Source organism: Chromobacterium phragmitis, assembly GCF_003325475.1.
GTDB classification, from domain to species: domain Bacteria; phylum Pseudomonadota; class Gammaproteobacteria; order Burkholderiales; family Chromobacteriaceae; genus Chromobacterium; species Chromobacterium phragmitis.
Genome location: NZ_CP029495.1, coordinates 3,306,283 through 3,329,183 on the forward strand (window position 1 = coordinate 3,306,283; position 22,901 = coordinate 3,329,183).

Below are 22,901 nucleotides of genomic sequence, written 5' to 3' on the forward strand. Positions count from 1 at the left end.
GTTCAGCGCACCTCGCGCAGAGTGTCGCGGTCGAAGCGCAGCCGCACCGGCGCGCCGGCCGGCAACAGGTCGGCCGCATGGCGGTTGAGCCGGTCCACTTGCAGCGTCGCGCCTTGCGCCTCCACCTGATAGCGGATGATGTTGCCCAGCAGCTGGTGCTGGCGGATCACCGCCGGCAGCGCGTCTTCCGATGCGTCGTCGTGGCCCAGCAGTTGCACCGACTCAGGCCGGATAGCCAGGTGGCCGTTGATTTCCAGACCCAGCAGGGCGCGGCTCTGCTGCGCGGTCAGCAGGTTGTAGTTGCCCATGAAACGGGCGACGAACTTGGTGGCCGGTTGGGTGTAGATGGTTTCGGCCGCGCCTTCCTGTTCCACCTTGCCCTGGTTCATCACGAAGATGCGGTCGGACAGAGTCAACGCCTCTTCCTGGTCGTGGGTGACGAAGACCGTGGTCAGGCCCAGGCGGCGCTGGATGTCGCGGATCTGCTCGCGCAGGTTTTTGCGGATGCGCGCGTCCAGCGCGGACAGGGGCTCGTCCAGCAGCAAGAGACGCGGCTCCACCACCAGCGCCCGGGCCAGGGCCACGCGTTGGCGCTGGCCGCCGGACAACTGGTGCGGGAAGTGTTTCTCGCGGCCGTTCAGCTCCACCAGGGCGATCACTTCCCCGACCTTGCGGCGGATTTCGTCGCCACCGCGCTTCTGCATTTTCAGGCCGAAGGCGATATTGTCGGCCACGTTCATGTTCGGGAACAGCGCGTAGCTCTGGAACACCATGCCGATGCCGCGTTTTTGCGGCGACTGGTGGGTGATGTCGTCGCCGGCCAGGCGGATGGCGCCGCCGCTGGGCGTTTCGAAGCCGGCGATCATGCGCAGCACGGTGGTCTTGCCGCAGCCGGACGGGCCGAGGAAGGTGACGAACTCGCCAGCCTCCACCTGCATATTGAAATCATGGACCACGGCCTGCTGGCCGAAGCGCTTGTTCAGATGGTCGAGTTGCAGAAATGCCATGTTGAATTCCGTTTCAATGTTCGTCGGCGCCGAAGGCGGCGCGGTTGCGGCTGACTACTTGCATCAGCCCCATCGCGGCCCAGGTGACCAGGAAGGCGATGACGGCGAGCGCGGCCGGCTCATAGGCGCGGTTGGCGCCGATCAGCTGCAAATAAGGTCCGAAGGCCGGGCGGGCCAGCAGGCTGGCCAGCGTGAACTCGCCGATGACGATGGCGAAGGTCAGGAAGGCGCCGGACAGGATGGCGGTTTTCAGATTCGGGAAGATCACCAGGCGCAGGATGTCGAACCAGCCGCTGCCCAGGCTTTGCGCCGCCTCGGTCAGCGAGCGCACGTCTATCGCCGACAGGCCGGTGTCCACCGAGCGGTACAGATAGGGCAGGGCCAGCGTCACGTAGCCGAACACCAGCAGCAGATCCGTGCCGCGCTCGCTGCCGGTGAAGGGCAGCCAGCCCGCGCTGCCGTACAGGCGCAGGTAGCCGAATACCAGCACGATGGCCGGGATCACCAGCGGCAGCAGGGTGATGAACTCGATCAGCGGACGCAGCCTGGGCAGCTTCAGCTGCACCCAGAAGGCGGTGGGGACGACCAGCACGATGCCGACGGCGATGGTCAGCAGCGCCAGCAGCGCGGAGTAGCCGAAGCTCGCCTGGAAGCCGGGGTCGGACAGCACCACCCTGTAGGCCTCGAGGCTGTAGCCTTCGCGCTTCATTTTCAGGCTGAACTCGAAGGTGGCGATCAGCGGCAGCAGGAAGTAGCCGCTGCCCAGCAGGATGGCGAGCCAGGCGCCCAGGCGCGATGTGGCTTTGGTTTTCATGCGGCCTCCTGGTGGCTGCGCTTGCGCAGCCAGATATAACCGGCGTTGGCGCTGCCGGTGATCAGCACCATGCCCAGCGCCAGCGCGTAGCCCAGGTTCTGGTCATGCAGCACGTCGCCGTGGATTTGCGCGTACAACAGGATGGTCACGATATTGAGCGAGCTGCCGGTCAGCGCGTAAGCGGTGGCCACGGCGCCGAAGGCGTTGGCGAACAGCAAGAGAGCCGCGCCGGCCAGGCTGGGCCACAATACCGGCAGCGCGATGTGGCGCCAGTAGGCGAAGCCGGAGCCGCCCAGGCTCTCGCAGGCTTCGCGCCATTCGTCCTTCAGGCCTTCCACGGCCGGTGCGATGATCAGCACCATCAATGGAATCTGGAAGTACAGATAGGTCAGGGTCAGGCCGGCGAAGCTGAGGATGGAAAAGCCGCCGGCGTACAGGTCGACATCCAGATACTTGCGCAGCAGCATGGTCACCAGGCCCATGCGGCCGAGCGTGGCCAGGAAGGCGAAGGCCAGCGGAATGCCGGCGAAGTTGGACGCGACGCCGGAGAAGGTGGTCAGGGTCGGCCGTATCCAGGCCGGCAAGCCGCCGCGGATGGCCGCCAGCGCCAGCAGCAGGCCCAGCGCGGTGCCCAGCGCGGCGGAGGCGGCGCTGATCTGCAGGCTGACCTTGTAGGCGCTGAGGATATTGTCGTCGAACAGGCGGATGATATTGGCCAGCGTGAAATGGCCTTGCGCGTCCTGGAAGGCCCCGGCCATCAGAAAGGCGGTAGGCAGGATCAGGAACAGTAGCGCGAACAGCAGGAAGGGCGCGACGCCCACCCATGACAGCAGCGAGGCGCGGGCGGCGCTTGGGGGGCTGGCTGTGCGGGAAGAGGGCGTCGGCATGGATTCTGAGGATGCGGACATCGGTATTTCTCTAGGTGAACGGGCCGCCAGCGGCGGCCCGGAGATGAGGCTAGGCGCAGTGTGTTACTTCACATTGCTGCCGACCACGCTGTCCCACTGCTTGGTGATGCCGGCCTTGTAGCTTTCCTGTTGCTCAATGCTCGGAAATACCGCCTTCTTGTAGGCGGCGGCATCCGGCAGCTTGTTCAGCAGCTCGGCCGGAATCTTCTTCTTGGTGGTCAGGTCATTGAAGCGGATCGGGTGGCAGTAGCCCTTCAGCCAGGCCACCTGGCCTTCGTCGGAGAACAGGTATTCCATCCACAGCTTGGCGGCGTTCGGGTGCGGCGCGTAGGCGCTGATGGCCTGGGCGTAGACGCCGGCCACCACGCCGGACTTCGGCACGATCACGTCGACCTTGGGGTTGCCCTTCAGGGTGTCGCGGTCGGCCAGCGCGTTGTAGTCCCAGCGCACAATGATGGGGGTGGTGCCTTGGGCCAGCGAGGCGGCCTTGCCGATCACCGGCACGAAGTTGCCGTTCTTGTTCAGTTGCGAGAAGAATTTCAGGCCGGCGTCGGCGGCCTTGCCCACATCGCCCTTGGCGTGGGACAGGCCGGCGGCGAATACGCCCTGGATGGCCTGGTTGGCGGCGCGCGGGTCGCCGGCCAGGGCCACCGCGTTCTTGTATTCCGGCTTCAAGAGGTCGGACCAGTCGGCCGGCGCCTTGCTGATCAGGTCGCGGTTGACCTGGAAGGTCAGCACGCCGTAGTAGTCGCCGTACCAGTAGCCGTCCTTGTCCTTGACGTTGTCGGGAATGCTTTTCCAGGCGGACACCTTGTACGGCTGCAGCAGGCCCTGGGCCTTGGCTTGCGGGCCGAAGGACAGGCCGACGTCGATCACGTCCGGCGCCTGCGGCCCCTTGTTGTTCTTGTTGGCCTTGATGGCTTCCAGCTCGTCGGCGGAGCCGGCGTCCGGGTTCAGCTCGTTCACCTTGATGCCGTACTTGGCCTTGAAGCCGGCGATCACGTTGCCGTAGCCGCACCAGTCATGCGGCAGGGCGATGGTGTTCAGTTCGCCTTCTTTCTTGGCGGCTTGGATCAGCGCGTCCAGATTGGCGGCGAAAGCGGCGTTGGCGATCAGTCCCAAGGCGCCGGCGACGGCGATGCATCCCAATTTTTGCTTCATCATTGCTCCCCATTTCGGCCTGTGGCCTATTGATTGAAAAACTGATGCGATGGTATGAGGGATTGATGACAAAACAACGTCATTAATATGACAAGACGGTTTCATTGGCGGATGCGGCTAGGGCGTCCAAAAAAAAAGCCGCCAGCCCGTGGGGCTTGGCGGCAATGAGAGGAACTCGGTTGGCTCAGGCGTGCAGCGCGAAATCCAGCGCCTTTTCAGTGCGGTTGGAGAAGCGGCTGGCCAGGAAGGGGGTGACGTCCAGCGGCAGCGGCTCGCCGCGCACCAGGCCGTTCAGCATCACGCCGGTGATGGCCGAGGTGAGGATGCCGGTGCGGAAATGGCCGCAAGCGTTCAGGTAGCCTTCTATGCCGTCCTCCGGCCCCAGTATCGGCAGTTCGTCCGGCGTGCCGGGACGCAGGCCGGCCCAGCAACGCTTGATGTTGATGTTGGCCAGCTCCGGCAGGCAGCGCACCGCGCCCTGCACCAAGCCATTGATTTCCGGATAGGTGATGGTGGTGTCGTAGCCCTTGTCCTCGGTGGTGCTGCCGATCAGGATTTCGCCGTTGTCCTTCTGCGCGATGTAGCAGTCGCTGGTGGTGATGCAGCCGCGCAAGAGCTTGGGCATTTTCTCCGATAGCACGATCTGCCCCTTGACCGGCTTGACCGGGATGGTGCGGTCGGTGGCCCAGCGGCACAGTTCGGCCGCCCAGGAGCCGCCGGCGTTGATCAGCGTATGGCAGGAGAAATCGCCGGCCTCGGCGGTGCGCACGCCGGTGACGCGGCTGCCCTGGCGGGTGACGCCGGTGACGTTGACGTTGAAGAATACGTCCACTCCGTTCTGCCGCGCCGCCTCGGTGTAGGCGTCGGTCAGGCGGAAGGGGCTGACCTGGTGGTCGCACAGGAATTCCAGCGCGCCCTGAGCCTCGCTGCTGACGAAGGGTTCGCTCTCGCGCAGCTGCGCGCGGTCCTGCCAGCGCACTTGGCTGGACAGATGGGGGATCTGCGCGGCGATGTGCTCGGCGTACAGCTGGTCTTCCTCGTCGTAAATGATGTACTTGAGTCCGGTTTCCTCGAACTTGAAATCCATGCCGTGGTTTTCCATCAGCTCCTGGTGCAGCGTCGGGTACAAGGCGTTGGAGGCCAGCGCGAAATCGAAGAAGCACTGCGGCAGGATGTGCGGCGTGCTGGCGTCCACCGCGACGGCGGCGCCGGCGGCTTCGCGCTTGCGCTTGGCCGAGGTCATGCGGAAGAAGATCACGCCGCAGCCCAGGCCCACCGATTCGCCTATCGCCCACAGGCCGCCGGCCGACGCCCGAGACGCGTTGCCGGGGCGCTTGCTGTCTATCAGCGCGATCTTCAGATCGCGGCGCTTGGACAACTGGTAGGCGCAGGAGGCGCCGATCACGCCGCCGCCGGCGATCACGATGTCGTATTGCTTGCTCATGTCAAATCTCTTCTTCAGTCTGTTGGGCGTCGATGGCGGAGAAGGCCGAGAACGGCAGCGGGTCCAGCGGGAAACGCGGGCGTATCCAGCCCACGTCGCGCTTGCCGGTATGCTCGCGCAGGCGGTCGCTGCAATAGCCGACGCACATCTTGCCCTGGCAGTCGCCCATGCTGACGCGGGTGCGCATTTTCAGGCTGATCAGGTCGTTGACGCCCTGTTCCAGCGCGGTGTCGATGTCCTGGCGCGTGGCGTGCTCGCAGCGGCAGATCACGGTGTCGCGCGCCGGCAGCGCCAGTTGGCCGCGGCCGCGGCGGGTGAAACTGTCGATGCCCTTGCGGAAGCGCAGGATGGAGGCCAACTCGTCCAGCAGGCGCTGGCGCTGGCTCAAGGCTTGCCGTTCGTCCAGCTTGCCCAGTTGCAGCAGCATGGACAGCGCGGCGATGCGGCCGCTGATCATTGCCGCTTCCCCGCCGCGCAGGCCGCCGATGTCGCCGGCCAAGTGGATGTTGTCGCGGCTGCTGCGCTGCCAGTCGTCGCTGGCCGGCTTCAGGAAGCCGTCGTCGGCGTAATGGTGCTCCAGGCCCATCTGTTGGGTCAGCTGGGTGCGGGGGATGAAGCCGTAGCCGACGGCCAGCGTCTGCGCCGGGAAGCGGCGGGTCCGCGTCAGGTCGGCGTTCCAGTCGGCGTCGTAAGGCGCCACGGTCACCTCGCTCAATTCCGCCTCGCCGTGCGCCTCGACCACGCCCCAGCCGTAGTGCAAGGGAATGCCGTGGCGCTTCAGGTAGGCGACCATGCTCAGGCCATCCAGGAACAGCTGCGGCTGGTTGAGCAGGGCGATGGCCTCCTTGGCCAGACGGCCGAAAGCGCTGGCCTCGTAGACGCCCGCCACCTCGGCGCCGGCGCGGTGCAGCTGGCAAGCGACCAGCGGCAACAGCGGCCCGGTTCCCACCAGCACGGTGCGGCCCAGCGGCTTGACCACGCCGCTCTTGATCTGCAGTTGCAGGCCGCCCAGCATGATCACGCCTGGCGTGGTCCAGCCCGGAAAGGGCACGCTGCGCTCATGGCAGCCGGCCGCCAGCAACAGCTGGGAGTAGGGGATGGGCGCGACCTGGTCATCCTGCGACAGCGCGAACAACTCGTTGTCGCTGCCTCCTACGATGCGAGTGTTCAGACGGATGTCGACGCGGGCGCGGTGCTGCTCGAATTCGCGATGCAGCGCCTGCATATTGTCGCGGTAGCGTTCGCCCAGGTAGTCGAGCACCACGCCTTCGCGCAGCGGACCGCGGTATACCACGCCGCCGACGCGGGAGGCTTCGTCCAGCAGCACGCATTCCACGCCGTGGCGGGCGAGCTCCATGGCGGCCGACATGCCGGCTGGGCCGCCGCCTACGATCACGGGCTTGGCGTTCATCGCAGGCCCTCCGAGTCGATGCGGTTGCTGGCGGTTTCCACCTTCATGCCGGGGCGGACCACGGTCTGGCAGGCGCGGCGTTTGTGGCGGCCGTCTATCTTGACCAGGCAGCAGTGGCATACGCCCATGCCGCAATAGGAGCCGGCGACCTGCTTGCTGTCATTGCGGCTCACCTGGCGCAGGCCGACGGCGCTGAGCACGCTGAGCACGGTTTCGCCGCTGGCGGCGGCAACCGGTTGGTCGTTGATGTGTATGGTCAGGGTCGGCCCCTGCAATGTCTGGATGTCGTGACTGCGATGTAAGGACATGGTGCACCTTGCTTGTTTTGACTGACGGGCAGTTTTTTTGCAGCGAAGCCGGAGCCCTGCCTTGGCTCTGGATCGCGATCGCGGCGTGGATTTTTCACGGAACGATCATTTACTTTTCAAAACAAAATGCAAATTGGCATGCCATTTGCAAATAAAGTTCGTTTTAGCATTATGAAACTTCCATTTGTTTAACTCATGTCAATTTTCGAATCTAAACTCTATAAAAATGACAAACAGCGAATCTGTCTGTTACTTTTTTGCCGACTGTATACATCCAGAATCAGCGCGCTTCATTCCCCTCCCCTCATGGATTTCTTTTCGGTCGGCATCGCCGCGCAAAATCGCCGTTTCTGTGACAGGCATTCGTTACCAGCGCTTGCCCAACTGGAGTCGGCGCGGGAAGAGGAGGACAAGCGGCAATCGGATTTGGAGGGAGCCTGATCGCAGAGGAGCGACGGCTGCGCCGTTTTGGCCTGGATATCAAGGAGATGAATGGTGAAAAGCGGAGATTGCCGGTGTCGTCCGGTTGACGCCGCGGCTGGCGGCGGGCGGGTCGCTTCCGCCAAGAGGCTGCTGCTGAGCGAGGCCCGGCAGGATGCCGTCCGCCGCGAGGGCGGTCCACCTGTGTTCGCTGCAGAGCGACATCGTCCTGCACATCGATGAGGCGCGGCGGTGTCAGACGTCTTGCGCGGACCCCGCCTGCCCCGCCGGCGTGTGACGCCGGATGAGGCTTGCGCTACCATCGTTCGCAGACCAAGTGCGATGGAGTATGCAATGAGCCGAATCCTGGTGCTCTACACCGGTGGTACCATAGGCATGGACCACACCCCCGAAGGCCTGGCTCCCGTGCCGGGCCTGCTGCCGCGCCTGCTGCAGCGTTTCGCCCGCCCGGGCCTAGAGTTCGACATCGTCGAATTCGAACAACTGATCGACTCTTCCGCGCTGACGCCGCGTCAGTGGAACCAGATCCTGGACGCGCTGGTTTCCCGCTATCAAGACTACGACGGTTTCGTCGTCATCCACGGCACCGACACCATGGCCTACACCGCCGGCGTGCTGGCGTTCGCGCTGCGCGGACTGGCCAAGCCGGTGGTGCTGACCGGCGCCCAGCTGCCGCTGGTGCATCCGCGCTCCGACGGCTGGAGCAATCTGGCCGACGCGCTGGAGGCGGCCTGCCAGCCCGACCTCAATGAAGTGGCCGTCGCTTTCGACCGCCTGCTGCTGCGCGGCAGCCGCGCCCGTAAGATGGACGTCGAACGCTTCGCCGGCTTCAACAGCCCCAACGCCGAGCCGCTGGCCGAGTTCGCCATCCACGCGCATTGGCGCAAGGAGCGCTGGCTGCAGCCGGACGGCGAGTGGCGGCCGTTGCGGATAAGCGAGGACCTGAAGCTGGCGGCCTTGATGTTGACGCCGGGCCACGGCAGCGCGCTGGCGGGGCAGATCTTGCGCGACGGCGGCTTGGATGGCGCCATTCTGCTCGCCTACGGCAGCGGCAACGCGCCGGCCGATCCCGCTCTGCTGCAGGGCATTGCCGCGATGGCGGCGCGGGGCGCGCCGGTGCTGACGTTGACCCAGGCGCCCAGCGGCGCGGTGGAGGTGGGCGCGTACGCCGCCAGCCAGCCGCTGGCCCGCGCCGGCGCGCTGCCGGGCGCGGACCTGACGCCTGAGGCGGCGCTGGCCAAGCTGCAGGCGCTGCTGTCGGCAGGCATGTCCGGCGATGAGCTGCGCAAGCAGCTGGTTCTGCCGCTGAGAGGCGAAATGACTGTGTGAGTTTCGCTTGCCGGAATCAGAGGGGGCTGCCTAAAAAACGGGCGGCCTTTTTTCATGCTTGCCGCTCAATGACTTGCATGGCTTGTCCACAACGCTTCCACACGGCTTTGCACCGCGGATGTGGGAAAATGCCGATTCCGACGGTGGATGGCTGCGGGGCGTGGATGGATGGTTTTTGCTTAAAAAATAGTCAGCGATGGGGCTGTCTTGGAAAATCAGCCACTTGCGGCGTTTGTCCACATCTCGCGCACAGCTTTGTATACCGAGGCGGGGGATGGCTGGCGCGCGTGGCGGCGCGAAATCGCCTAAAAAACAGGCGGCGTCGATTTTTCCTTTTCGTACAGGAGTTTGGCGGCGCTATCCACAGTCGCCCCACATGACTCTGCACCGACAGTGGGGAAAAAATGCGTGGATGCTTAAAAAATGGTCAGCTTCGCTAAAGGCTTGGCCATTCAAGGCGTTGGGCGCGTTGTCCACAGCCGGCTCACAGGGCTGTCCCCGGCAGGTGTTGGCAAGCGTCGCGGCGAAGCGCTCAGGTCGGGAAACGGCCGCCTAGCGCCAGGTGCAGCGCGACCCGATTATCCAGCCTCTGGCCGCGCAGGCGCAGCAAGCCGGCTTGCGCGGCGGCGAGATTCAACTCTTGCTGCAGCAATTGGTATTGGCTGATTTTGCCTATCCGTTTTTGTCGGCGGGCGTGGGCGACCGATCGCGCCAGCGCGTCGGTTTGCGTTTGCAGCGCCTGCTGTCGCAGGCGCAGCAGCCGCTCTCCGGCCAGCCCGTTCTCCACCTCGGTCAGCGCGTTCAGCGCGGCGCGGTTGTAAGCCGCCACCGTTTCGCGTTGCCTGGCGTCCTGGGCTTCCACCTGCGCCTGCAATTGACCGCCGGTGAAAATGGGGGCCAGCAGCTGGCCGGTGGCCGCCCATGCCGGATTGTCTATCCCGGACTTGAGCAGGACGGCGGTGTCGGCAAGGTAGGCGACGCCGCCGCTCAGCTTGAGAGATGGCAAGCGAGCTCGCTTGGCGGCCTCCGCGCCGTAGAAGGCGGCTTCGAAGCGTTGCCGCGCGGCGCGCAGGTCAGGGCGGCGGCTCAGCAGCTCCGAGGGGATGCCGGCCGGCAGCGTGTCGGACAGCGAAGGCCATCCCGCCGCGGCCAGCTGAGCCGCGGGGTAGCGCCCCAATAGCGCCTCCAACGCCCGCCGCGCTTGTTGCTGCGCCTGTTGGCCGGCTTGCAGCTGCTGGCGTTGCGCCTCCACGGCGGCTTGCTGCAGGGCGACGTCCTGATCGGTGTCCCGTCCCACGCTGCGGGCGTGTTCGACCAGGGTCAGCTGTTGCTGCGACAGGCTCAGCATGCGTTGCGATATTTCCACTTGCCTCGCGCTTTCCCCCAGAGCGATCCAGCCGCGGACCACGCCGGCGGCGATGGACTCCCTGGCGTAGGCCAGGTCGAGCGCCGATGCCTGCCAGCGGGCGCCGGCGGCGCTTCTCTCCGCGGCCAGGCGGCCCCATAGATCGATCTCCCAGGCCGCGACCAGGCCCGCGCCGGATGTGCCCATGCTGGAAGTGGGCAGGGTGGAGGTGCCGGCCTGGCCGCCGATGGCGACCGTGGGCAGCATGGCGCCGCCGGCGGCCTTCAGCGCGGCTTGCGCCTGCTCCATCCTGGCGGCGGACTGGCGCAGGTCGGCGTTGTAGCGCAGGGCCTCTGCTATCAGGGACCGCAGTTCGCCATCGATGGGAAAGCCAAGCAGGTCGGCGTCGAACTGGCCGGCGGCCTGGCCGGCGCGCCAGCTGTCCGGCAGCTGCGCGTTTTCCAATGCCAGCGCCCGGGTGTCCGGCGGCGGCACCGCGCAACCGATCAGCCACAGGCTGGCGGCCAGGGGCGGCAGGAGGCGCGCTTTGCTCATCGGCGTTCCCATCAGTGCAGCTTCAGCACAAGGTAGTTGAGCAGCGATTGGGCGCGGATCATCACCATGCGCAGCAGGTGCAGCGGCGCCAGCTTGTCGGTGTAGACGGCGCCGCCGCCGCGCGCGCCCATCGGGATGAAGATGGGGCCGCCGCCGTCTTGCCGCATCGGCAGCAGCCTGACGGCGTATTTCTGCGCCAGCGGCGGCGGGGCCATTTCAGGCGGCGCGTTCGGAACTTGGCCCGACTGCAGCAGCTGGCCCTGGCCATTGGCCCAGACGATGGACTCCACTTTGGCGTAGACTAATTTGCCGGGCAGCGTTTTGAACGCGATCTCGGCCTTGTCGCCGGGCTGCACGTAGCGCAGCTCGTTCTGATCGAAGAAGGCCAGGATGCGCTGCTCCTGCTCGACAAAGCTCAGGGCGGGGCGGAACGGCATGGAAACCAGGTAATTTCCCGGGCGCACCGCGACATTGACGGCGTAGCCGTCGGACGGCGCGAGGATGATGGTGGAGTCCAGGTCGTATTGCGCGGCGTCAAGCTGGGCTTTGATCTGGGCCACGCTGGCCAGGTCCGGGCCGACCTTGGCCTCCAGCCGGATTTGCGCTTTGGCCTGGCTGCTTTGCGCGGTGGCGAGCGAGGATTCGGCCTTCTTCACCTCGGCGCGGAAGTTTTCGACGTCGTACTGGTTGCCGGCCCCGGTCCTGGCCAGCGCCTGGGCCTCGCTCAGGCGCTTCTTCATCAGGTCCAGCTGCGCCTGCGCGGCGATGGCGCCGCTCTTGGCGCTGTCCAGATCCTGCCACAGCGTTTTGGCGGAGGCGGTGGCGTCAGCCAGCTTGGCTTTCAGCTCCCTGACCCGCAAGCGGTAGGGCGTGTCGTCGATTTCTAGCAGCACCTCGCCCTTCTTGACCGGGGCGTTGCCTTCCACCGCTACCCGGGTGACCGTGCCGGAGACGCGCGGCACGATTTCCGACACGTAGTTGATGGCGCGCACGTCGTTGGAGGAGGGGGTCACCACATTGATGGTGAAAATGATGCTGGCGGCCAGCGCCAGCGCGCCGGTGGCGGCGCCGACCTGGGTTTGGATGTTCCAAGGCAGCCACTTGAGCTTGATGAAAATCAGCCAGACCAGGAAGGCGTAGCCGCCGAGGATGATTTCAAGCATGGTCCTGCTCCCGGTCCCCGGCGGGCGCGGCGCTGGCGGCCTGTTTGGAGGCGATCAGCGCGCGCTTCTGCGACAGGCCGGCCAGCTTTTCCTTCAGCAGCATGATCTCGTCGTCGACGATGGCGAGATCCAGCGGCGTGTCCGCATGCCCGCCATCCGGCTTGAGAAAGAAGTCGTCATGTTTGTCGGTGCCGTAGGCGGCTTTGTAGGATGTGGGCTTGGTGAAGGCCCACAGCCAGGCAAGCGGCCACAGCAGGCCGCCGAAAGCCAGCGACAGCAGGCACAGCACCTGGATGGCGCGTTTCTGCGGATGGTGGTGCTTTTCCGCGAAGACTTCGGGCAAGACGTGCACTTTCCAGAACAGGTAGATGGCGGCCGCCGGCACCAGCAGCACGACGACCCACACCATCACGTCGGCGACTTTTTCCTCCATGCCGGCGGGCATGGCCAAGGCCGGTTGGGACAGCAGCGCGCCGCAGCAGGCGGCGAGCATGGCGGATGTGGGGCCAAGGACTCGCATGGGAGCCTCCCTTGCCAGGGCGCGTAGAAATGGCGCGCCGTGATTTTCATGGGTGTTATGGTCAAATCATAGATTGTTTGCATTCTCCGGCAACTTCCAGACGGCTTGGGCGGCGAAATCGTTGAAAATCAGGGAAGGCGCGGCCTGGCGGGGGTATAATGGCGGGCTTGTTCCGAGGATCGACAATGACGCAGCAGCAAGCCGGCCGGCCGATCCGGGTGGCGATAGTGGGGCCGGAATCCAGCGGCAAGAGCACGCTGGCGCGCGAGTGGGCCAGCCGCTTGCGCGGCCAGGGGCGCGCGGCGGTTTGGGTGGAGGAGTATTCTCGAGCCTATTACGCCGGCCGCGACTATGTTTCCACCATGGGCGACATCGAAGCCATCGCCGCCGGCCAGTTGCGGGCGGAGGCGCTCGCGGCGGAGGGCGGCGCCGGGATATTGCTGTGCGACACCACGGTGCTGACCTGCAAGATCTGGGCCGAGGTGGCGCATGGCGGCGCCTCGGCAACGCTGCAGGCGCTGTACCGGCCGCATGATTACGCGTTGACGGTGTTGGCGTGCCCGGACATCCCGTGGGAGCCGGACCCGCTGCGCAGCCATCCCACGCAGCGAGACTGGCTGCTGGAACTCAATCGGCGAGAGCTTGAGCGGCAGGGGATCGCGGCGCTGGAGGTGTCCGGCGCGCGCGAGGCGCGGCTGGCGCGGGCGATGGCGGCCCTGTCGCCGCTGCTGGCTGATTAAAAAATAATCAGCTCTGGAATGGCGTGGAGAAACAGCGGCTTGCCGCGCTTGTCCACAGCGCTTCCACAATATTGTACGCGACGGGGGTGGATAGTCCGACGCGGCTGCCTAAAAAACAGGCGGCAGGAAAAAACCGATACCGATTAATGGCTTGGCGGCCTTGTCCACAGTCCGCTCACAAGCCTGTCCAGAACGAGTGTGCAAAACATGAAGGAAACTTACCAACTCTCCGGCGAGTACATCGCGCTGTGCGACCTGCTCAAGGCTTGCAACGTCTGCCACTCCGGCGGCGCGGCCAAGCATTTCATCGCCGAGGGCAATGTGTCGGTGGACGGCCAGGTGGAGCTGCGCAAGACCTGCAAGATCCGCGCCGGCCAGCAGGTCAGCGGCGACGGCTTTTCGATCGCGGTCGAGGCGGCCTGACATGGAAAAACCCGCCGACGGCATGCCGGAGCCGCCGTTCGAGGTGGACGACGGCATGTGCTGCGGCAGCGGCTGCGAGCCGTGCATCCTGGACATCCACCAGCAGGAGCTGCGCGCCTACCGCGCGCGGCTGGCCGACTGGCAGGCGCGCCGGGCGCAGCGGCTGGCCGCGGGAGGCGACAATGGCTGACATCGATCTGCATTTTCATTCCCGCACCTCGGACGGCGCGCTGACGCCGACCGAGGTGATAGACCGCGCCGCCGCGCGCGCGCCCTCGCTGCTGGCGCTGACCGACCACGACTGCACCGCCGGCTTGGCGGAAGCGGCGGAGGCGGCTTCGCGCCACGGCATTCCCTTCCTCAACGGCGTGGAAGTGTCGGTAAGCTGGGGGCGCCATACCGTGCATATCGTCGGCCTGGGCATCGACCCGGCGGAGCCGGCGCTGGCCGCCGGATTGCGTTCGATACGCGACGGCCGGCTGGAGCGGGCGAGGCAAATGGGCGACTCGCTGGCCGCGGCCGGCATCGCCGGCTGCTTCGAAGGCGCGCTGCGCTGGTGCGACAATCCGGAAATGATCAGCCGCACCCATTTCGCCCGCCATCTGGTTGACAGCGGCGCGGTCAAGGATGTGCGCACCGTGTTCCGCAAGTTTCTGACGCCGGGCAAGCCGGGCTATGTCGCGCACGAGTGGGCCAGCCTGGCGGACGCGGTAGGCTGGATCGTCGGCGCCGGCGGCATGGCGGCGATCGCCCACCCCGGCCGCTACGACATGGGACGGACGCTGATCGAGCGGCTGATCCTGGATTTCAAGGAGGCCGGCGGGCAGGGCATCGAGGTGGCCAGCGGCAGCCACAGCCTGGACGACATGCACAAATTCGCGCTGCATGCCGACCGGCACGGACTGTACGCCAGCAGCGGCAGCGACTTCCACGCGCCGGGCGAGGGCGGCCGCGACGTCGGCCACACCGAGGACTTGCCGCCCATCTGCAAGCCGATCTGGCGCGAATTGGAAGCGCGCATCCTGCGGCCGGCAGGCTGACATAACAAGGACAATAACATGGCGCAATTCTTCATGATCCATCCCGACAATCCCCAGGCCAGGCTGATCCGCGAGGCGGTGAAGATCCTGCGCGAGGGCGGGGTGGTCGCTTATCCCACCGATTCCTGTTACGCGCTGGGCTGCATGCTGGGCGACAAGGACGCGATGGAGCGGATATTGGAGATCCGAGGGGTGGACCTGAAGCAGCGGCTGATGACGCTGGTGTGCCATGACCTGTCCGAGCTGGCCAACTACGCCAAGGTGGACAACAGCCAGTACCGGCTGCTGAAGAGCACTACCCCCGGCAGCTATACCTTCATCCTGCAGGCGACGCGCGAAGTGCCGCGCCGCACGCTGCATCCCAAACGCGCCACCATCGGCCTGCGGGTGCCGGACCACAAAGTGACGCTGGCCTTGTTGGAAGAGCTGGGCGAACCCATATTGTCCTGTACCCTGATGCTGCCCGGCGACGAGGAGCCCTTGTCCGATCCCTATGAGATCCGCGAGCGGCTGGAGCATCAGGTGGATGCCGTCATCGACGGCGGCTGGTGCGGCACCGAGCCGACCACCGTGGTGGACATGACCGACGGCGTGAATCTGGTGCGGGAAGGCAAGGGCGCGCTGGCTCCGTTCGGTTTTTGATTGATATTTTGTCTGTTAGGAAATCATGCAGGAACTCTCTTTGATCCAGACGCTGGCAGTATCGATACTGCCGGTGCTGTTCGCCATCACCATGCCCGCCGGCGCCCAGGCCTACATGGCCGACCGCTTGGGCGACCGCACCGCCTACATGACCGGGCGGCGCACCTTCAGCCCCTTCGCCCACATCGATCCCATCGGCTCCATCGTGCTGCCGATGATAGGCGTCGCGATGGGCGGCTTCATCATCGGCTGGCCCAAATCGCTGCAGCTGAATCCTGACGCGATGCGCAAGCCGCGCACCGCGCTGGCCAAGGTGGCGCTGGTCACCCCGCTGGCCAATCTGGCCATGGCGCTGCTTTGGGCCGGCGCGATCGCCGCCTCCGGCTACGCGCCGGACTATTTCCGCGAGCCGATGCAGTGGATGGGGCTGATCGGCATCAAGGTCAACGTGGCGCTGATGATCTTCACGCTGATTCCGCTGCCGCCGCTGCCGGGCGGCGTCATCCTGCAGTCGCTGCTGCCGTCGCGTGCGGCCTGGCAGTTTTCCAAGGTGGAGCCCTACAGTTTCTGGATTCTGCTGCTGTTGATGTTCAGCGGCGTGCTGGGCGGCTTGTTGATGCCGTTGCTCAAGCTGCTCAATATGTTGATCCTGAGCCTGGCGCTGTAGGATTTGCCAAAACCGCGCCGGGCTGTCATGTTCTAAACATGACGGCGAGCGGAGCGCGGAGATGTTCGATCTCGATCAGCTGGTGCGGCAGGCGACGATTTTCGCGTTGCCGGTGTTGTTGGCCATTACCTTGCACGAAGCGGCGCATGCCTACGCGGCGCGACGTTTCGGCGACGACACCGCCTTTCTGCAGGGACGGATGACGCTGAATCCTCTCAAGCACATCGACCCGATAGGCACGGTGCTGCTGCCCTTGCTCACCATCTGGCTGGGCAGCTTCGTGTTCGGCTGGGCCAAGCCGGTGCCGGTGAACTTCAACGCGCTGCGCAAGCCGCGCCAGCACATGCGCTGGGTGGCGGCCGCCGGGCCGCTGGCCAATCTGGCGATGATGGCGGGCTGGGCTGTCCTGCTGAAGCTGGGCTTGGGCATGGATGGCGCCTACCGCGATCCCTTGTTGCTGATGAGCCGGGCCGGCATCAGCATCAACATCTCGCTGATGCTGCTCAACCTGTTGCCGATACTGCCGCTGGACGGCGGCCGCATCCTCTATAGTCTGCTGCCGCCGGGCCTGGCCTGGCGCTACGCGCAGACCGAAAGCTGGGGCATGTGGCTGCTGCTCATCCTGGTGGCCAGCGGCTTGCTGGGCGTCATTCTGCAGCCCTTGTACGTCTTGATGTATCATCTGCTGGAATTGTTTTTCTAGAACCCTGAGCGGGTCTGGCCGCCGGATGGTGCCGGCGGCTTTTTATTTCCCGCGCAATCGTGAGCATAACAATATGTCCGCCAACCGCATTCTTTCCGGCATGCGCCCCACCGGCAGCCTGCATCTGGGCCATTACCACGGCGTGATCCGAAACTGGGTGGAGTTGCAACACAGTCATGAATGCTTCTTCATGGTGGCCGACTGGCACGCGCTGACCACCAATTTCGACGATGTGTCCATCATCGGCAAGTCCATCAACGAGATGGTGATCGACTGGCTGGCTTCCGGCGTCGATCCGGAAAAATCCACCGTTTTCGTCCAGTCCAAGGTGCCGCAGCATGCCGAATTGCACCTGGCGCTGTCGATGGTGACGCCGTTGGGCTGGCTGGAGCGGGTGCCGACCTACAAGGACCAGATGGAGAAGCTGAGCCACAAGGACCTGGCCACCTACGGCTTTCTCGGCTACCCGCTGCTGCAGGCTGCCGACATTCTGGTGTACAAGGCCGGGCTGGTGCCGGTGGGCGAGGACCAGGTGCCGCACATCGAGCTGACCCGCGAAGTAGCGCGCCGCTTCAACCACATGTTCGGCCGCGAGCCCAATTTCGAAGAATTGGCCCGCGCCGCGGTCAAGAAGATAGGCAAGGCCGGCAAGGATTTCGATCGCTTGCGCACCGCCTATCTGCAAAACGGCGACGGCGAAGCGCTGGCGAAGGCGCGCGACATCCTGGCCGCCAGCCAGAATCTGGGCGCGGCCGACCGCGAGCGGCTGCACGGCTGGCTGGAGAACAAGGGCAAGACCATCCTGCCCGAGTGCGAGGCCAAGCTGACCGCCGCCTCCAAGATGCCCGGCCTGGACGGCCAGAAGATGTCCAAGTCCTACGGCAACACCATCACCATGCGCGAAGCGCCGGAGACGGTGAGCAAGAAGATCCGCGGCATGCCGACCGATCCGGCCCGCGTGCGCCGCACCGATCCGGGCACGCCGTCCAAGTGCCCGGTGTGGCAGCTGCACGAGGTGTACAGCGACGGCGAGACCAAGGAGTGGGTGAAGGCGGGCTGTACCACCGCCGGCATCGGCTGTCTTGACTGCAAGCAGCCGGTGATCGACGCCGTGGTGCGCGAGCAGCAGCCGATGTTCGAGCGCGCGGAGAAATACCTGAGCAATCCGAAGCTGGTGTCCGAAATCCTCGCCGACGGCAATGCCCGCGCCGAGAAAGTGGCGCGCGAGACGATGGGCGACGTGCGCGCGGCGCTGGGTTTGGGCTACTGACAGTAGGCTGTCCAAGAGAGAAGGCCGGCCGCTGTTTCCAGCGCCCGGCCTTTTTTGCTTCTTGCTTGGGGCTCAGCTTTGTTGCAGCAGCTCCGACACTTCTTTCACCACCAGCACCACGTCGCGGGCGCCGCTGCGGATTTCCTGGATCGCGTCGCGGGCCTGGTCGGCCAGCTGCAAGCTGTTGCTGGCCAGCGTTTGCATCTGCTGCATCGCCTCGATCGCCGATATCGAATCGTCCTGTATGCTCTTGACGATGCCGGAAATCTCGCCGGTGGACTGGCTGGTGCGTTCGGCCAGTTTGCGCACCTCGTCGGCCACCACGGCGAAGCCCCGGCCCATCTCGCCGGCGCGCGCCGCTTCGATGGCGGCGTTCAGCGCCAGCAGATTGGTCTGGTCGGCGATGTCGCTGATGGTGCTGACGATGCTGCCAATTTGCTTGGAACTGTCGCCCAGCTTGGACAGAATGGAGGATGAGGTTTCCACGCTGCCGGCGACGCGATTGATCTCGGTGGTGGCCTGCTCCAGCACCGAGCTGCCCTGTATCGACAGCTGCTCGGTGTTTTCCGAGGCGTGCACCGCCGATTGCGCGTTTTCCGCCTGCTGGCGCAGGCGGCTCATCTGGTCGCTGATGTCGCTGGCGAACTTCACCACCCGCACGGGCTTGCCGTTGGGGTCCAGCACCGGGTTGTAGGTGGCTTGCAGCCAGACGGCCTCGCCGTTCTTGCGCATCCGCCGGAATTGGCCTTCCAGAAAGCGGCCTTGCCGCAGCTGCTGCCACAGCTGGCCGTATTCCGGACTTTGCGCGTAGCTGTCTTCGCACAGCATGCGGTGATGCCGTCCGGCGATCTCGCCCGGCAGATATCCGAAGACTTTCAGGAAGTTTTCGTTGGCGTCCAGGATGTTGCCGTCCAGATCGAATTCGATGCGCGCCATCGAGTGGTCTATCGCCTGGCGCAGCGCTCGGCTGTCTTCTTCGTCGCGGACTTGCTGGGTGATGTCGCTGGCGATCTTGACCACGCCGGTCACGCGGCCCTGTTCGTCGAGGATCGGAGAGTAACTGGCTTCCAGCCAGATGTCGGAGCCATCCTTGCGCAGCCGCAGAAAGCGGCCGGACTGGAACTCTCCCCGGCCCAGCTTCTGCCAGAAGTCGCGGTACGCGGGGCTGTTCGCATGGCTTTCCGGGCAGAACATCTGATGGTGTTTGCCCTGGATTTCTTCAGCCCGGTAGCCCATCGCGCGCAGGAAATTGTCGTTGGCGTGCAGGATGTCGCCGCTGGGGGAGAACTCGATCACCGCCATCGAGCGTTCGATGGCTTCCAGCTGGCTGCGGGCCTGGCGCAGCTGCCGCTTGGCTTGTTCCAGTTCGTCGGCGAGTTTGCGGTTGAAAAAGACCATGATGCATCTCCGGCGCTATCGGGTTGGGTGCGGGCTGTCTGTTTTGGGGCGGATTCTATTATGAAAACCTTACGTTGAAGGTTAATACATCGCAGGTATTTCTACGTAGTATTTTGTCGCGAACAGCAGCGCGGCCTTGCCGGGAGGCATCACTCCAGCGGGGTGACTTCGCCCTCGGCGCTGACGCGGGCGCGGAGGATCTTGCCGCTGGCAGGGCTGCGGACGCGTATGGTCTCTCCTTCGCGGCCGTTGGCCAGCGCCTCTCCGGCGTTGCTGACCTCGATGCCGTTCTGACGGATCGTGATATTGACGATGTCGCCGCGCTTCACCCATTGAGGCGGCTGCAGTTGCCGGCGCCGCAGCGCTTGATCTTGGCGAATCGCGCCTCGCGGTGCCAGGCCGATCGGCGGCGCGGAAGAGCCGAACAGGTCGGCGGAGTCGGTTACCGGGCGCCGGGCCCAGCTTATATCCTCGGCGGACAGCGCGGCGCCGGAGGGCAGGTCGCGCGCGGCCACCGCCACCCGGGCGCTGACGGCGGCGCGGACGATGAAGACGCCGCGCCAGCCGCTGGCCGGGCAGGCGATGTCGAAACGCATGCGGCTGAAGGCTCGGCTGTCGCTGGCCTCGGCCAGCCAGGGGGCGGCGCAGGCGGAGGGCAGGTCGCGAGGCGGCAGCGACTGCAGTTTGATGTCTGGCTGCTCGAGGCCGGCGTCGGCCAGTCGCTGGCGGATCAGTTTGTCGGCTTGCGCTTCCACCGCCTGCGGGGCGGAGGGGGCGGCGTGGGCGGCGGTCGAGGAGAGGCTGGCCAGCAGCCAAGCTGCGGCCGCATAACGGTTTTTGCTGAACATTGCCATTAGAAAGTGTTTGGTAATTGTTGCGTATACGGTGGCCAGTGCGCTTATTAGTATCGCTTTCCAATTGAATAGCTATTCCTAGCAAATAGCTTGAACATGGTAGTGAACTGATAGGGTCAAGGCAATGGGCATGCATCTGGACAAGGCCCTGAGCATCCATCCCGAGGCCTTGCGGCTGCGGGCGGATCGGACCCGGGTGCTGGCGTCGAACATCGCCAATGAGAACACCCCGGGTTATCAGGCGCGTGACATCGATTTCAAGGCGGCGCTGGCTTCGGCGGCCGCCGATTCGCCGTTGGCATTCGACGATGGCGGCGGCGACCTGCTTTACCGTCTTCCCAATCATCCTTCGCGGGACGGCAATACCGTCGAGCTCAGCGTCGAGCAGGCCGAGTTCTCCCAGAACGTTTCCGAATTCCAGACCAGCCTCACCTTCATCAACATGAAGCTGCATGGGCTGGCCAAAGTGATAGCGGGGCAATAAACCATGTCATTCCGCGACATCTCGCGCATCGCCGGTTCCGCCATGACTGCGCAGACGGTGCGACTCAATACCGTGGCCAGCAATATCGCCAACGCCGACACCTCGGCCGGCACCGAGCAGGCCGCCTACCGCGGCCGCAAGCCGGTGTTCAGCAGCCAGATGCAGGGCGAGGGCATGGGCGTGCAGGTGCTGGACGTGGTGCAGAACCAGGAGCCGGTGCGCAAGGCGCACGAGCCGGGCAATCCGCTGGCCGACGCCGATGGCAACGTTTTCTACAGCAATGTCAACGCGGTGGAAGAGATGACCGACATGCTGTCCGCGACCCGCGCCTTCCAAACCAATGTCGAGGTGCTGGCCAAAGTGAAAACCATGCAGCAAGACCTGCTGAAACTGGGAGATACCGCATGAGCGTGGAGCAATCGCAGGCGCGGCAGTTCAGCGCCGGCAATCAACAGGGCGGCGCGCAGAACGTGGCGAAGAACGGCGCCCAGCCAACCAACGACATGTTCATGACCTTGCTGCTGGCGCAAATCCGCAACCAGAGTCCGCTGGATCCGGCCGACCCCTCGCAGTTCGTCAGCCAGCTGGCGCAGATGAGCCAGATGCAGAGCACGCAGGAGATGCTCAAGCAATTCCAGAGCCAGGGCGCGATGATGCGCGAGCTGCAGGGCGTGGCGCTGGGCGCGCAGGTGGGCAAGCCGGTGCTGGTGCAGACCGACCGCATCCGCAGCGATGGCCAGGGCGAGTTGAACGGCCGCGTGACGCTGGCCGGCGAGGAGGGCAGCGTCGCGCTGACCCTGATCGACGACGCCGGCAAGCGCACCCGCATCGAGCTGGGCAAGCGCGCGGCGGGCGGCTCCGACTTCAAGATCAAGCTTGCCGACCATGGCCTGGCCGCCGGCAATTACCAGCTGGAACTGTCCACCGCGTCCGGCGATAAAGGCCTGTTCGAATTGAAGGCCGATGTCAGCGGCGTGCGCCTGCCGGTCAACGGCGGCGAGCCGGTGTTGAGTCTGGCCGGTCTCGGCGACTTCCCCGCCTCTTCCATATCCGCCCTGCTTTCCGCTTAAGACACCCCGGAGATAACCATGAGCTTCGAGATCGCCCTTTCCGGCATCAACGCCGTCAACAACCAGCTGGGCAGCGTCAGCGACAACATCGCCAACTCCGGCACCTACGGCTTCAAGTCCGGCCGGGTGACTTTCGCTTCTGCCTATGCGGGCAGCCAGGCGATGGGCGTCAACGCCAACCCCAACAGCCAGAACATCGGACGCAACGGCGGCCTGGTCAACACCGGCCGCGCGCTGGACGCCGCCATCGACGGCCGCGGCTTCTACGTGTCGCGCAGCCCCGCCGGCGCAGTGAGCTACAGCCGGGTGGGCATTTTCGATACCGACAAGGATGGTTATCTGATCGACGTCAACAAGGGGCGGGTGCAGGGCTATGCCCAATCCGAGGACGGGGCGCTGGGCGGCCTGGGCGACATCCAGATCCCGACCGGCAACATCCCGGCCAAACCCAGCGACCAGCTGAAGTACGCCGGCAACATGTCGGCAGGCTGGGCGGTGCAGACGGTGGCGTTCGACAAGGGCGTGTCGAAAAGCTTCAACCATTCCACGGTGTCCACCGTGTACGACTCCCTGGGCAACAAGCACAACCTGACCCAGTACTTCTGCAAGAGCGCCGACAGCACCATCACCGTCCACTACCAGCTGGACGACAAGATGCTGGCCGCCACCACCGATCTCAAGTTCGACACCGCCGGCAAGATGACGCAGCCCTCGGGTGCGGTGAGCCTGGACCTGGGCGCGCCGGCCGGCGCCGACGCGCTGAAAGTGTCGCTGGACTACAGCGGCACCACCCAGTTCGCCGGCGAGCCCAGCACCGTCCGCAACGCGGCCAACGGCTATCCGCCGGGCGCGCGCACCGGCGTCAGCCTGGGCGAGAACGGCGAAGTCATCGTCAGCTACAGCAACGATCAAAAGCAGGTGGTGGCGCGGCTGGCCATCGCCAACTTCGCCAATCAGGGCGCGCTGACCGCCACGTCGCAGACCAGCTGGCAGGAGTCTTCGGAGTCCGGTCCGGCGCTGTTGTCGCCGGCGGGCAGCAATATGGCCGGCAAGCTGGTTTCCAGCTCGCTGGAACAGTCAAACGTCGACGTCACCTCGGAGCTGGTGACCCTGATGACCGCGCAGCGCAACTACCAGGCCAACACCAAGGTGATCTCCACCGAGAATCAGGTGATGCAGGCGCTGATGCAGGCGGTGTAAGGCG

Annotated in this window: 25 protein-coding genes and 1 pseudogene; 13 read left to right on the top strand and 13 right to left on the bottom strand. The window is 65.2% G+C overall.

Features of this window, described 5'->3' with window-relative positions; genetic code table 11:
- Window positions 1-2: 2 nt before the first annotated feature.
- The 7 genes from DK842_RS15650 to hcnA form a co-directional block, all read right to left on the bottom strand.
- Window positions 3-1,007, bottom strand: a complete 1,005-nt coding sequence (locus DK842_RS15650; RefSeq protein WP_114062274.1) for an ABC transporter ATP-binding protein — start codon at window positions 1,005-1,007, stop codon at window positions 3-5.
- 13 nt (window positions 1,008-1,020) lie between these two features.
- Window positions 1,021-1,821 carry an ABC transporter permease gene (locus tag DK842_RS15655; protein WP_114062275.1) on the bottom strand — a complete coding sequence of 267 codons (801 nt, stop codon included), beginning with the start codon at window positions 1,819-1,821 and terminating at the stop codon, window positions 1,021-1,023.
- Window positions 1,818-2,729, bottom strand: coding sequence for an ABC transporter permease (locus DK842_RS15660; RefSeq protein ID WP_114062276.1), 912 nt, complete (start codon window positions 2,727-2,729; stop codon window positions 1,818-1,820). Before DK842_RS15660 ends, DK842_RS15655 begins: the two co-directional genes overlap by 4 nt.
- A 63-nt stretch (window positions 2,730-2,792) precedes the next feature.
- Window positions 2,793-3,890, bottom strand: a complete 1,098-nt coding sequence (locus DK842_RS15665) for an ABC transporter substrate-binding protein (protein ID WP_232538501.1) — start codon at window positions 3,888-3,890, stop codon at window positions 2,793-2,795.
- A 184-nt stretch (window positions 3,891-4,074) separates the two neighbouring features.
- The gene (gene hcnC / locus DK842_RS15670) at window positions 4,075-5,334 is read right to left on the bottom strand and encodes a cyanide-forming glycine dehydrogenase subunit HcnC (protein ID WP_114062278.1); all 1,260 of its coding nucleotides are present in this window, start codon (window positions 5,332-5,334) and stop codon (window positions 4,075-4,077) included.
- 1 nt (window position 5,335) lies between these two features.
- A complete protein-coding gene (locus DK842_RS15675) occupies window positions 5,336-6,745 on the bottom strand; it encodes an FAD/NAD(P)-dependent oxidoreductase (RefSeq protein WP_114062279.1) in 1,410 nt (469 codons plus the stop codon).
- Window positions 6,742-7,053: a cyanide-forming glycine dehydrogenase subunit HcnA gene (gene hcnA / locus DK842_RS15680; RefSeq protein ID WP_114062280.1), complete on the bottom strand. Its 312-nt coding sequence runs from the start codon at window positions 7,051-7,053 to the stop codon at window positions 6,742-6,744. Before hcnA ends, DK842_RS15675 begins: the two co-directional genes overlap by 4 nt.
- Before the next feature lie 774 nt (window positions 7,054-7,827).
- Here hcnA and DK842_RS15685 point away from each other — a divergent pair.
- A complete protein-coding gene (locus DK842_RS15685; RefSeq protein ID WP_114062281.1) occupies window positions 7,828-8,823 on the top strand; it encodes an asparaginase in 996 nt (331 codons plus the stop codon).
- Between the two features lie 532 nt (window positions 8,824-9,355).
- Here the strand turns inward: DK842_RS15685 and DK842_RS15690 are convergent.
- Genes DK842_RS15690 through DK842_RS15700 form a run of 3 tightly spaced genes read right to left on the bottom strand, consistent with a single transcriptional unit; the run spans window position 9,356 to window position 12,406 of the window.
- Window positions 9,356-10,723, bottom strand: a complete 1,368-nt coding sequence (locus tag DK842_RS15690) for an efflux transporter outer membrane subunit (protein ID WP_168194899.1) — start codon at window positions 10,721-10,723, stop codon at window positions 9,356-9,358.
- An 11-nt stretch (window positions 10,724-10,734) separates the two neighbouring features.
- The gene (locus tag DK842_RS15695) at window positions 10,735-11,886 is read right to left on the bottom strand and encodes an HlyD family secretion protein (RefSeq protein WP_114062283.1); all 1,152 of its coding nucleotides are present in this window, start codon (window positions 11,884-11,886) and stop codon (window positions 10,735-10,737) included.
- Window positions 11,879-12,406: a DUF3302 domain-containing protein gene (locus DK842_RS15700; protein ID WP_198414558.1), complete on the bottom strand. Its 528-nt coding sequence runs from the start codon at window positions 12,404-12,406 to the stop codon at window positions 11,879-11,881. The genes DK842_RS15695 and DK842_RS15700 overlap by 8 nt, the downstream gene beginning before the upstream one ends.
- A 185-nt stretch (window positions 12,407-12,591) precedes the next feature.
- On the opposite strand from DK842_RS15700, the gene DK842_RS15705 reads away from it, so the two are divergent.
- The 8 genes from DK842_RS15705 to DK842_RS15740 all read left to right on the top strand — a co-directional run bounded on the left by DK842_RS15705 (window position 12,592) and on the right by DK842_RS15740 (window position 17,891).
- Entirely contained in the window at window positions 12,592-13,146 is a 555-nt protein-coding gene (locus DK842_RS15705) for an AAA family ATPase (RefSeq protein ID WP_114062285.1), read from the top strand.
- Between the two features lie 207 nt (window positions 13,147-13,353).
- Window positions 13,354-13,569, top strand: a complete 216-nt coding sequence (locus DK842_RS15710) for an RNA-binding S4 domain-containing protein (protein WP_114062286.1) — start codon at window positions 13,354-13,356, stop codon at window positions 13,567-13,569.
- A gap of 1 nt (window position 13,570) precedes the next feature.
- On the top strand, window positions 13,571-13,759 hold the full coding sequence (locus DK842_RS15715) for an oxidoreductase-like domain-containing protein (RefSeq protein ID WP_114062287.1): 189 nt from the start codon (window positions 13,571-13,573) through the stop codon (window positions 13,757-13,759).
- Window positions 13,752-14,609, top strand: a complete 858-nt coding sequence (locus DK842_RS15720; RefSeq protein WP_114062288.1) for a 3',5'-nucleoside bisphosphate phosphatase — start codon at window positions 13,752-13,754, stop codon at window positions 14,607-14,609. Before DK842_RS15715 ends, DK842_RS15720 begins: the two co-directional genes overlap by 8 nt.
- 18 nt (window positions 14,610-14,627) lie before the next feature.
- Window positions 14,628-15,251, top strand: a complete 624-nt coding sequence (locus DK842_RS15725) for an L-threonylcarbamoyladenylate synthase (protein WP_114062289.1) — start codon at window positions 14,628-14,630, stop codon at window positions 15,249-15,251.
- A 25-nt stretch (window positions 15,252-15,276) separates the two neighbouring features.
- On the top strand, window positions 15,277-15,918 hold the full coding sequence (locus tag DK842_RS15730) for a site-2 protease family protein (RefSeq protein ID WP_114062290.1): 642 nt from the start codon (window positions 15,277-15,279) through the stop codon (window positions 15,916-15,918).
- 61 nt (window positions 15,919-15,979) lie between these two features.
- Window positions 15,980-16,621, top strand: coding sequence for a site-2 protease family protein (locus DK842_RS15735; RefSeq protein ID WP_114062291.1), 642 nt, complete (start codon window positions 15,980-15,982; stop codon window positions 16,619-16,621).
- 73 nt (window positions 16,622-16,694) lie between these two features.
- Window positions 16,695-17,891, top strand: coding sequence for a tryptophan--tRNA ligase (locus tag DK842_RS15740; RefSeq protein ID WP_114063765.1), 1,197 nt, complete (start codon window positions 16,695-16,697; stop codon window positions 17,889-17,891).
- A gap of 72 nt (window positions 17,892-17,963) precedes the next feature.
- Here DK842_RS15740 and DK842_RS24265 read toward each other — a convergent pair whose 3' ends face one another.
- The 3 genes and pseudogenes from DK842_RS24265 to flgA all read right to left on the bottom strand — a co-directional run bounded on the left by DK842_RS24265 (window position 17,964) and on the right by flgA (window position 20,143).
- On the bottom strand, window positions 17,964-18,512 hold the full coding sequence (locus DK842_RS24265) for a methyl-accepting chemotaxis protein (protein WP_406850483.1): 549 nt from the start codon (window positions 18,510-18,512) through the stop codon (window positions 17,964-17,966).
- A 12-nt stretch (window positions 18,513-18,524) separates the two neighbouring features.
- Window positions 18,525-19,289 (bottom strand): annotated as a pseudogene (locus DK842_RS24270) (PAS domain-containing protein); the annotation flags it as partial.
- Between the two features lie 149 nt (window positions 19,290-19,438).
- Window positions 19,439-20,143 carry a flagellar basal body P-ring formation chaperone FlgA gene (gene flgA, locus DK842_RS15750; protein ID WP_114062293.1) on the bottom strand — a complete coding sequence of 235 codons (705 nt, stop codon included), beginning with the start codon at window positions 20,141-20,143 and terminating at the stop codon, window positions 19,439-19,441.
- 130 nt (window positions 20,144-20,273) lie between these two features.
- Here flgA and flgB point away from each other — a divergent pair, with 130 nt between their 5' ends.
- The 4 genes from flgB to DK842_RS15770 are packed head-to-tail and all read left to right on the top strand — an operon-like array spanning window position 20,274 to window position 22,897.
- Complete coding sequence (gene flgB / locus DK842_RS15755; RefSeq protein WP_011135253.1) at window positions 20,274-20,627, top strand: flagellar basal body rod protein FlgB; 354 nt, start codon at window positions 20,274-20,276, stop codon at window positions 20,625-20,627.
- Between the two features lie 3 nt (window positions 20,628-20,630).
- A complete protein-coding gene (gene flgC / locus DK842_RS15760; protein ID WP_114062294.1) occupies window positions 20,631-21,035 on the top strand; it encodes a flagellar basal body rod protein FlgC in 405 nt (134 codons plus the stop codon).
- Complete coding sequence (locus DK842_RS15765) at window positions 21,032-21,697, top strand: flagellar hook capping FlgD N-terminal domain-containing protein (protein ID WP_114062295.1); 666 nt, start codon at window positions 21,032-21,034, stop codon at window positions 21,695-21,697. The genes flgC and DK842_RS15765 overlap by 4 nt, the downstream gene beginning before the upstream one ends.
- Before the next feature lie 18 nt (window positions 21,698-21,715).
- The gene (locus tag DK842_RS15770) at window positions 21,716-22,897 is read left to right on the top strand and encodes a flagellar hook protein FlgE (protein WP_114062296.1); all 1,182 of its coding nucleotides are present in this window, start codon (window positions 21,716-21,718) and stop codon (window positions 22,895-22,897) included.
- Window positions 22,898-22,901: the final 4 nt, after the last annotated feature.

Bases quoted from the DNA above. Each gene is read 5' to 3' on its own strand.
- DK842_RS15650 (WP_114062274.1), bottom strand. From the start codon at position 1,007: ATGGCATTTCTGCAACTCGACCATCTGAACAAGCGCTTCGGCCAGCAG.
- DK842_RS15655 (WP_114062275.1), bottom strand. From the start codon at position 1,821: ATGAAAACCAAAGCCACATCGCGCCTGGGCGCCTGGCTCGCCATCCTG.
- DK842_RS15660 (WP_114062276.1), bottom strand. From the start codon at position 2,729: ATGTCCGCATCCTCAGAATCCATGCCGACGCCCTCTTCCCGCACAGCC.
- DK842_RS15665 (WP_232538501.1), bottom strand. From the start codon at position 3,890: ATGAAGCAAAAATTGGGATGCATCGCCGTCGCCGGCGCCTTGGGACTG.
- hcnC (WP_114062278.1), bottom strand. From the start codon at position 5,334: ATGAGCAAGCAATACGACATCGTGATCGCCGGCGGCGGCGTGATCGGC.
- DK842_RS15675 (WP_114062279.1), bottom strand. From the start codon at position 6,745: ATGAACGCCAAGCCCGTGATCGTAGGCGGCGGCCCAGCCGGCATGTCG.
- hcnA (WP_114062280.1), bottom strand. From the start codon at position 7,053: ATGTCCTTACATCGCAGTCACGACATCCAGACATTGCAGGGGCCGACC.
- DK842_RS15685 (WP_114062281.1), top strand. From the start codon at position 7,828: ATGAGCCGAATCCTGGTGCTCTACACCGGTGGTACCATAGGCATGGAC.
- DK842_RS15690 (WP_168194899.1), bottom strand. From the start codon at position 10,723: ATGAGCAAAGCGCGCCTCCTGCCGCCCCTGGCCGCCAGCCTGTGGCTG.
- DK842_RS15695 (WP_114062283.1), bottom strand. From the start codon at position 11,886: ATGCTTGAAATCATCCTCGGCGGCTACGCCTTCCTGGTCTGGCTGATT.
- DK842_RS15700 (WP_198414558.1), bottom strand. From the start codon at position 12,406: ATGCGAGTCCTTGGCCCCACATCCGCCATGCTCGCCGCCTGCTGCGGC.
- DK842_RS15705 (WP_114062285.1), top strand. From the start codon at position 12,592: ATGACGCAGCAGCAAGCCGGCCGGCCGATCCGGGTGGCGATAGTGGGG.
- DK842_RS15710 (WP_114062286.1), top strand. From the start codon at position 13,354: ATGAAGGAAACTTACCAACTCTCCGGCGAGTACATCGCGCTGTGCGAC.
- DK842_RS15715 (WP_114062287.1), top strand. From the start codon at position 13,571: ATGGAAAAACCCGCCGACGGCATGCCGGAGCCGCCGTTCGAGGTGGAC.
- DK842_RS15720 (WP_114062288.1), top strand. From the start codon at position 13,752: ATGGCTGACATCGATCTGCATTTTCATTCCCGCACCTCGGACGGCGCG.
- DK842_RS15725 (WP_114062289.1), top strand. From the start codon at position 14,628: ATGGCGCAATTCTTCATGATCCATCCCGACAATCCCCAGGCCAGGCTG.
- DK842_RS15730 (WP_114062290.1), top strand. From the start codon at position 15,277: ATGCAGGAACTCTCTTTGATCCAGACGCTGGCAGTATCGATACTGCCG.
- DK842_RS15735 (WP_114062291.1), top strand. From the start codon at position 15,980: ATGTTCGATCTCGATCAGCTGGTGCGGCAGGCGACGATTTTCGCGTTG.
- DK842_RS15740 (WP_114063765.1), top strand. From the start codon at position 16,695: ATGTCCGCCAACCGCATTCTTTCCGGCATGCGCCCCACCGGCAGCCTG.
- DK842_RS24265 (WP_406850483.1), bottom strand. From the start codon at position 18,512: ATGAGCCGCCTGCGCCAGCAGGCGGAAAACGCGCAATCGGCGGTGCAC.
- flgA (WP_114062293.1), bottom strand. From the start codon at position 20,143: ATGGCAATGTTCAGCAAAAACCGTTATGCGGCCGCAGCTTGGCTGCTG.
- flgB (WP_011135253.1), top strand. From the start codon at position 20,274: ATGCATCTGGACAAGGCCCTGAGCATCCATCCCGAGGCCTTGCGGCTG.
- flgC (WP_114062294.1), top strand. From the start codon at position 20,631: ATGTCATTCCGCGACATCTCGCGCATCGCCGGTTCCGCCATGACTGCG.
- DK842_RS15765 (WP_114062295.1), top strand. From the start codon at position 21,032: ATGAGCGTGGAGCAATCGCAGGCGCGGCAGTTCAGCGCCGGCAATCAA.
- DK842_RS15770 (WP_114062296.1), top strand. From the start codon at position 21,716: ATGAGCTTCGAGATCGCCCTTTCCGGCATCAACGCCGTCAACAACCAG.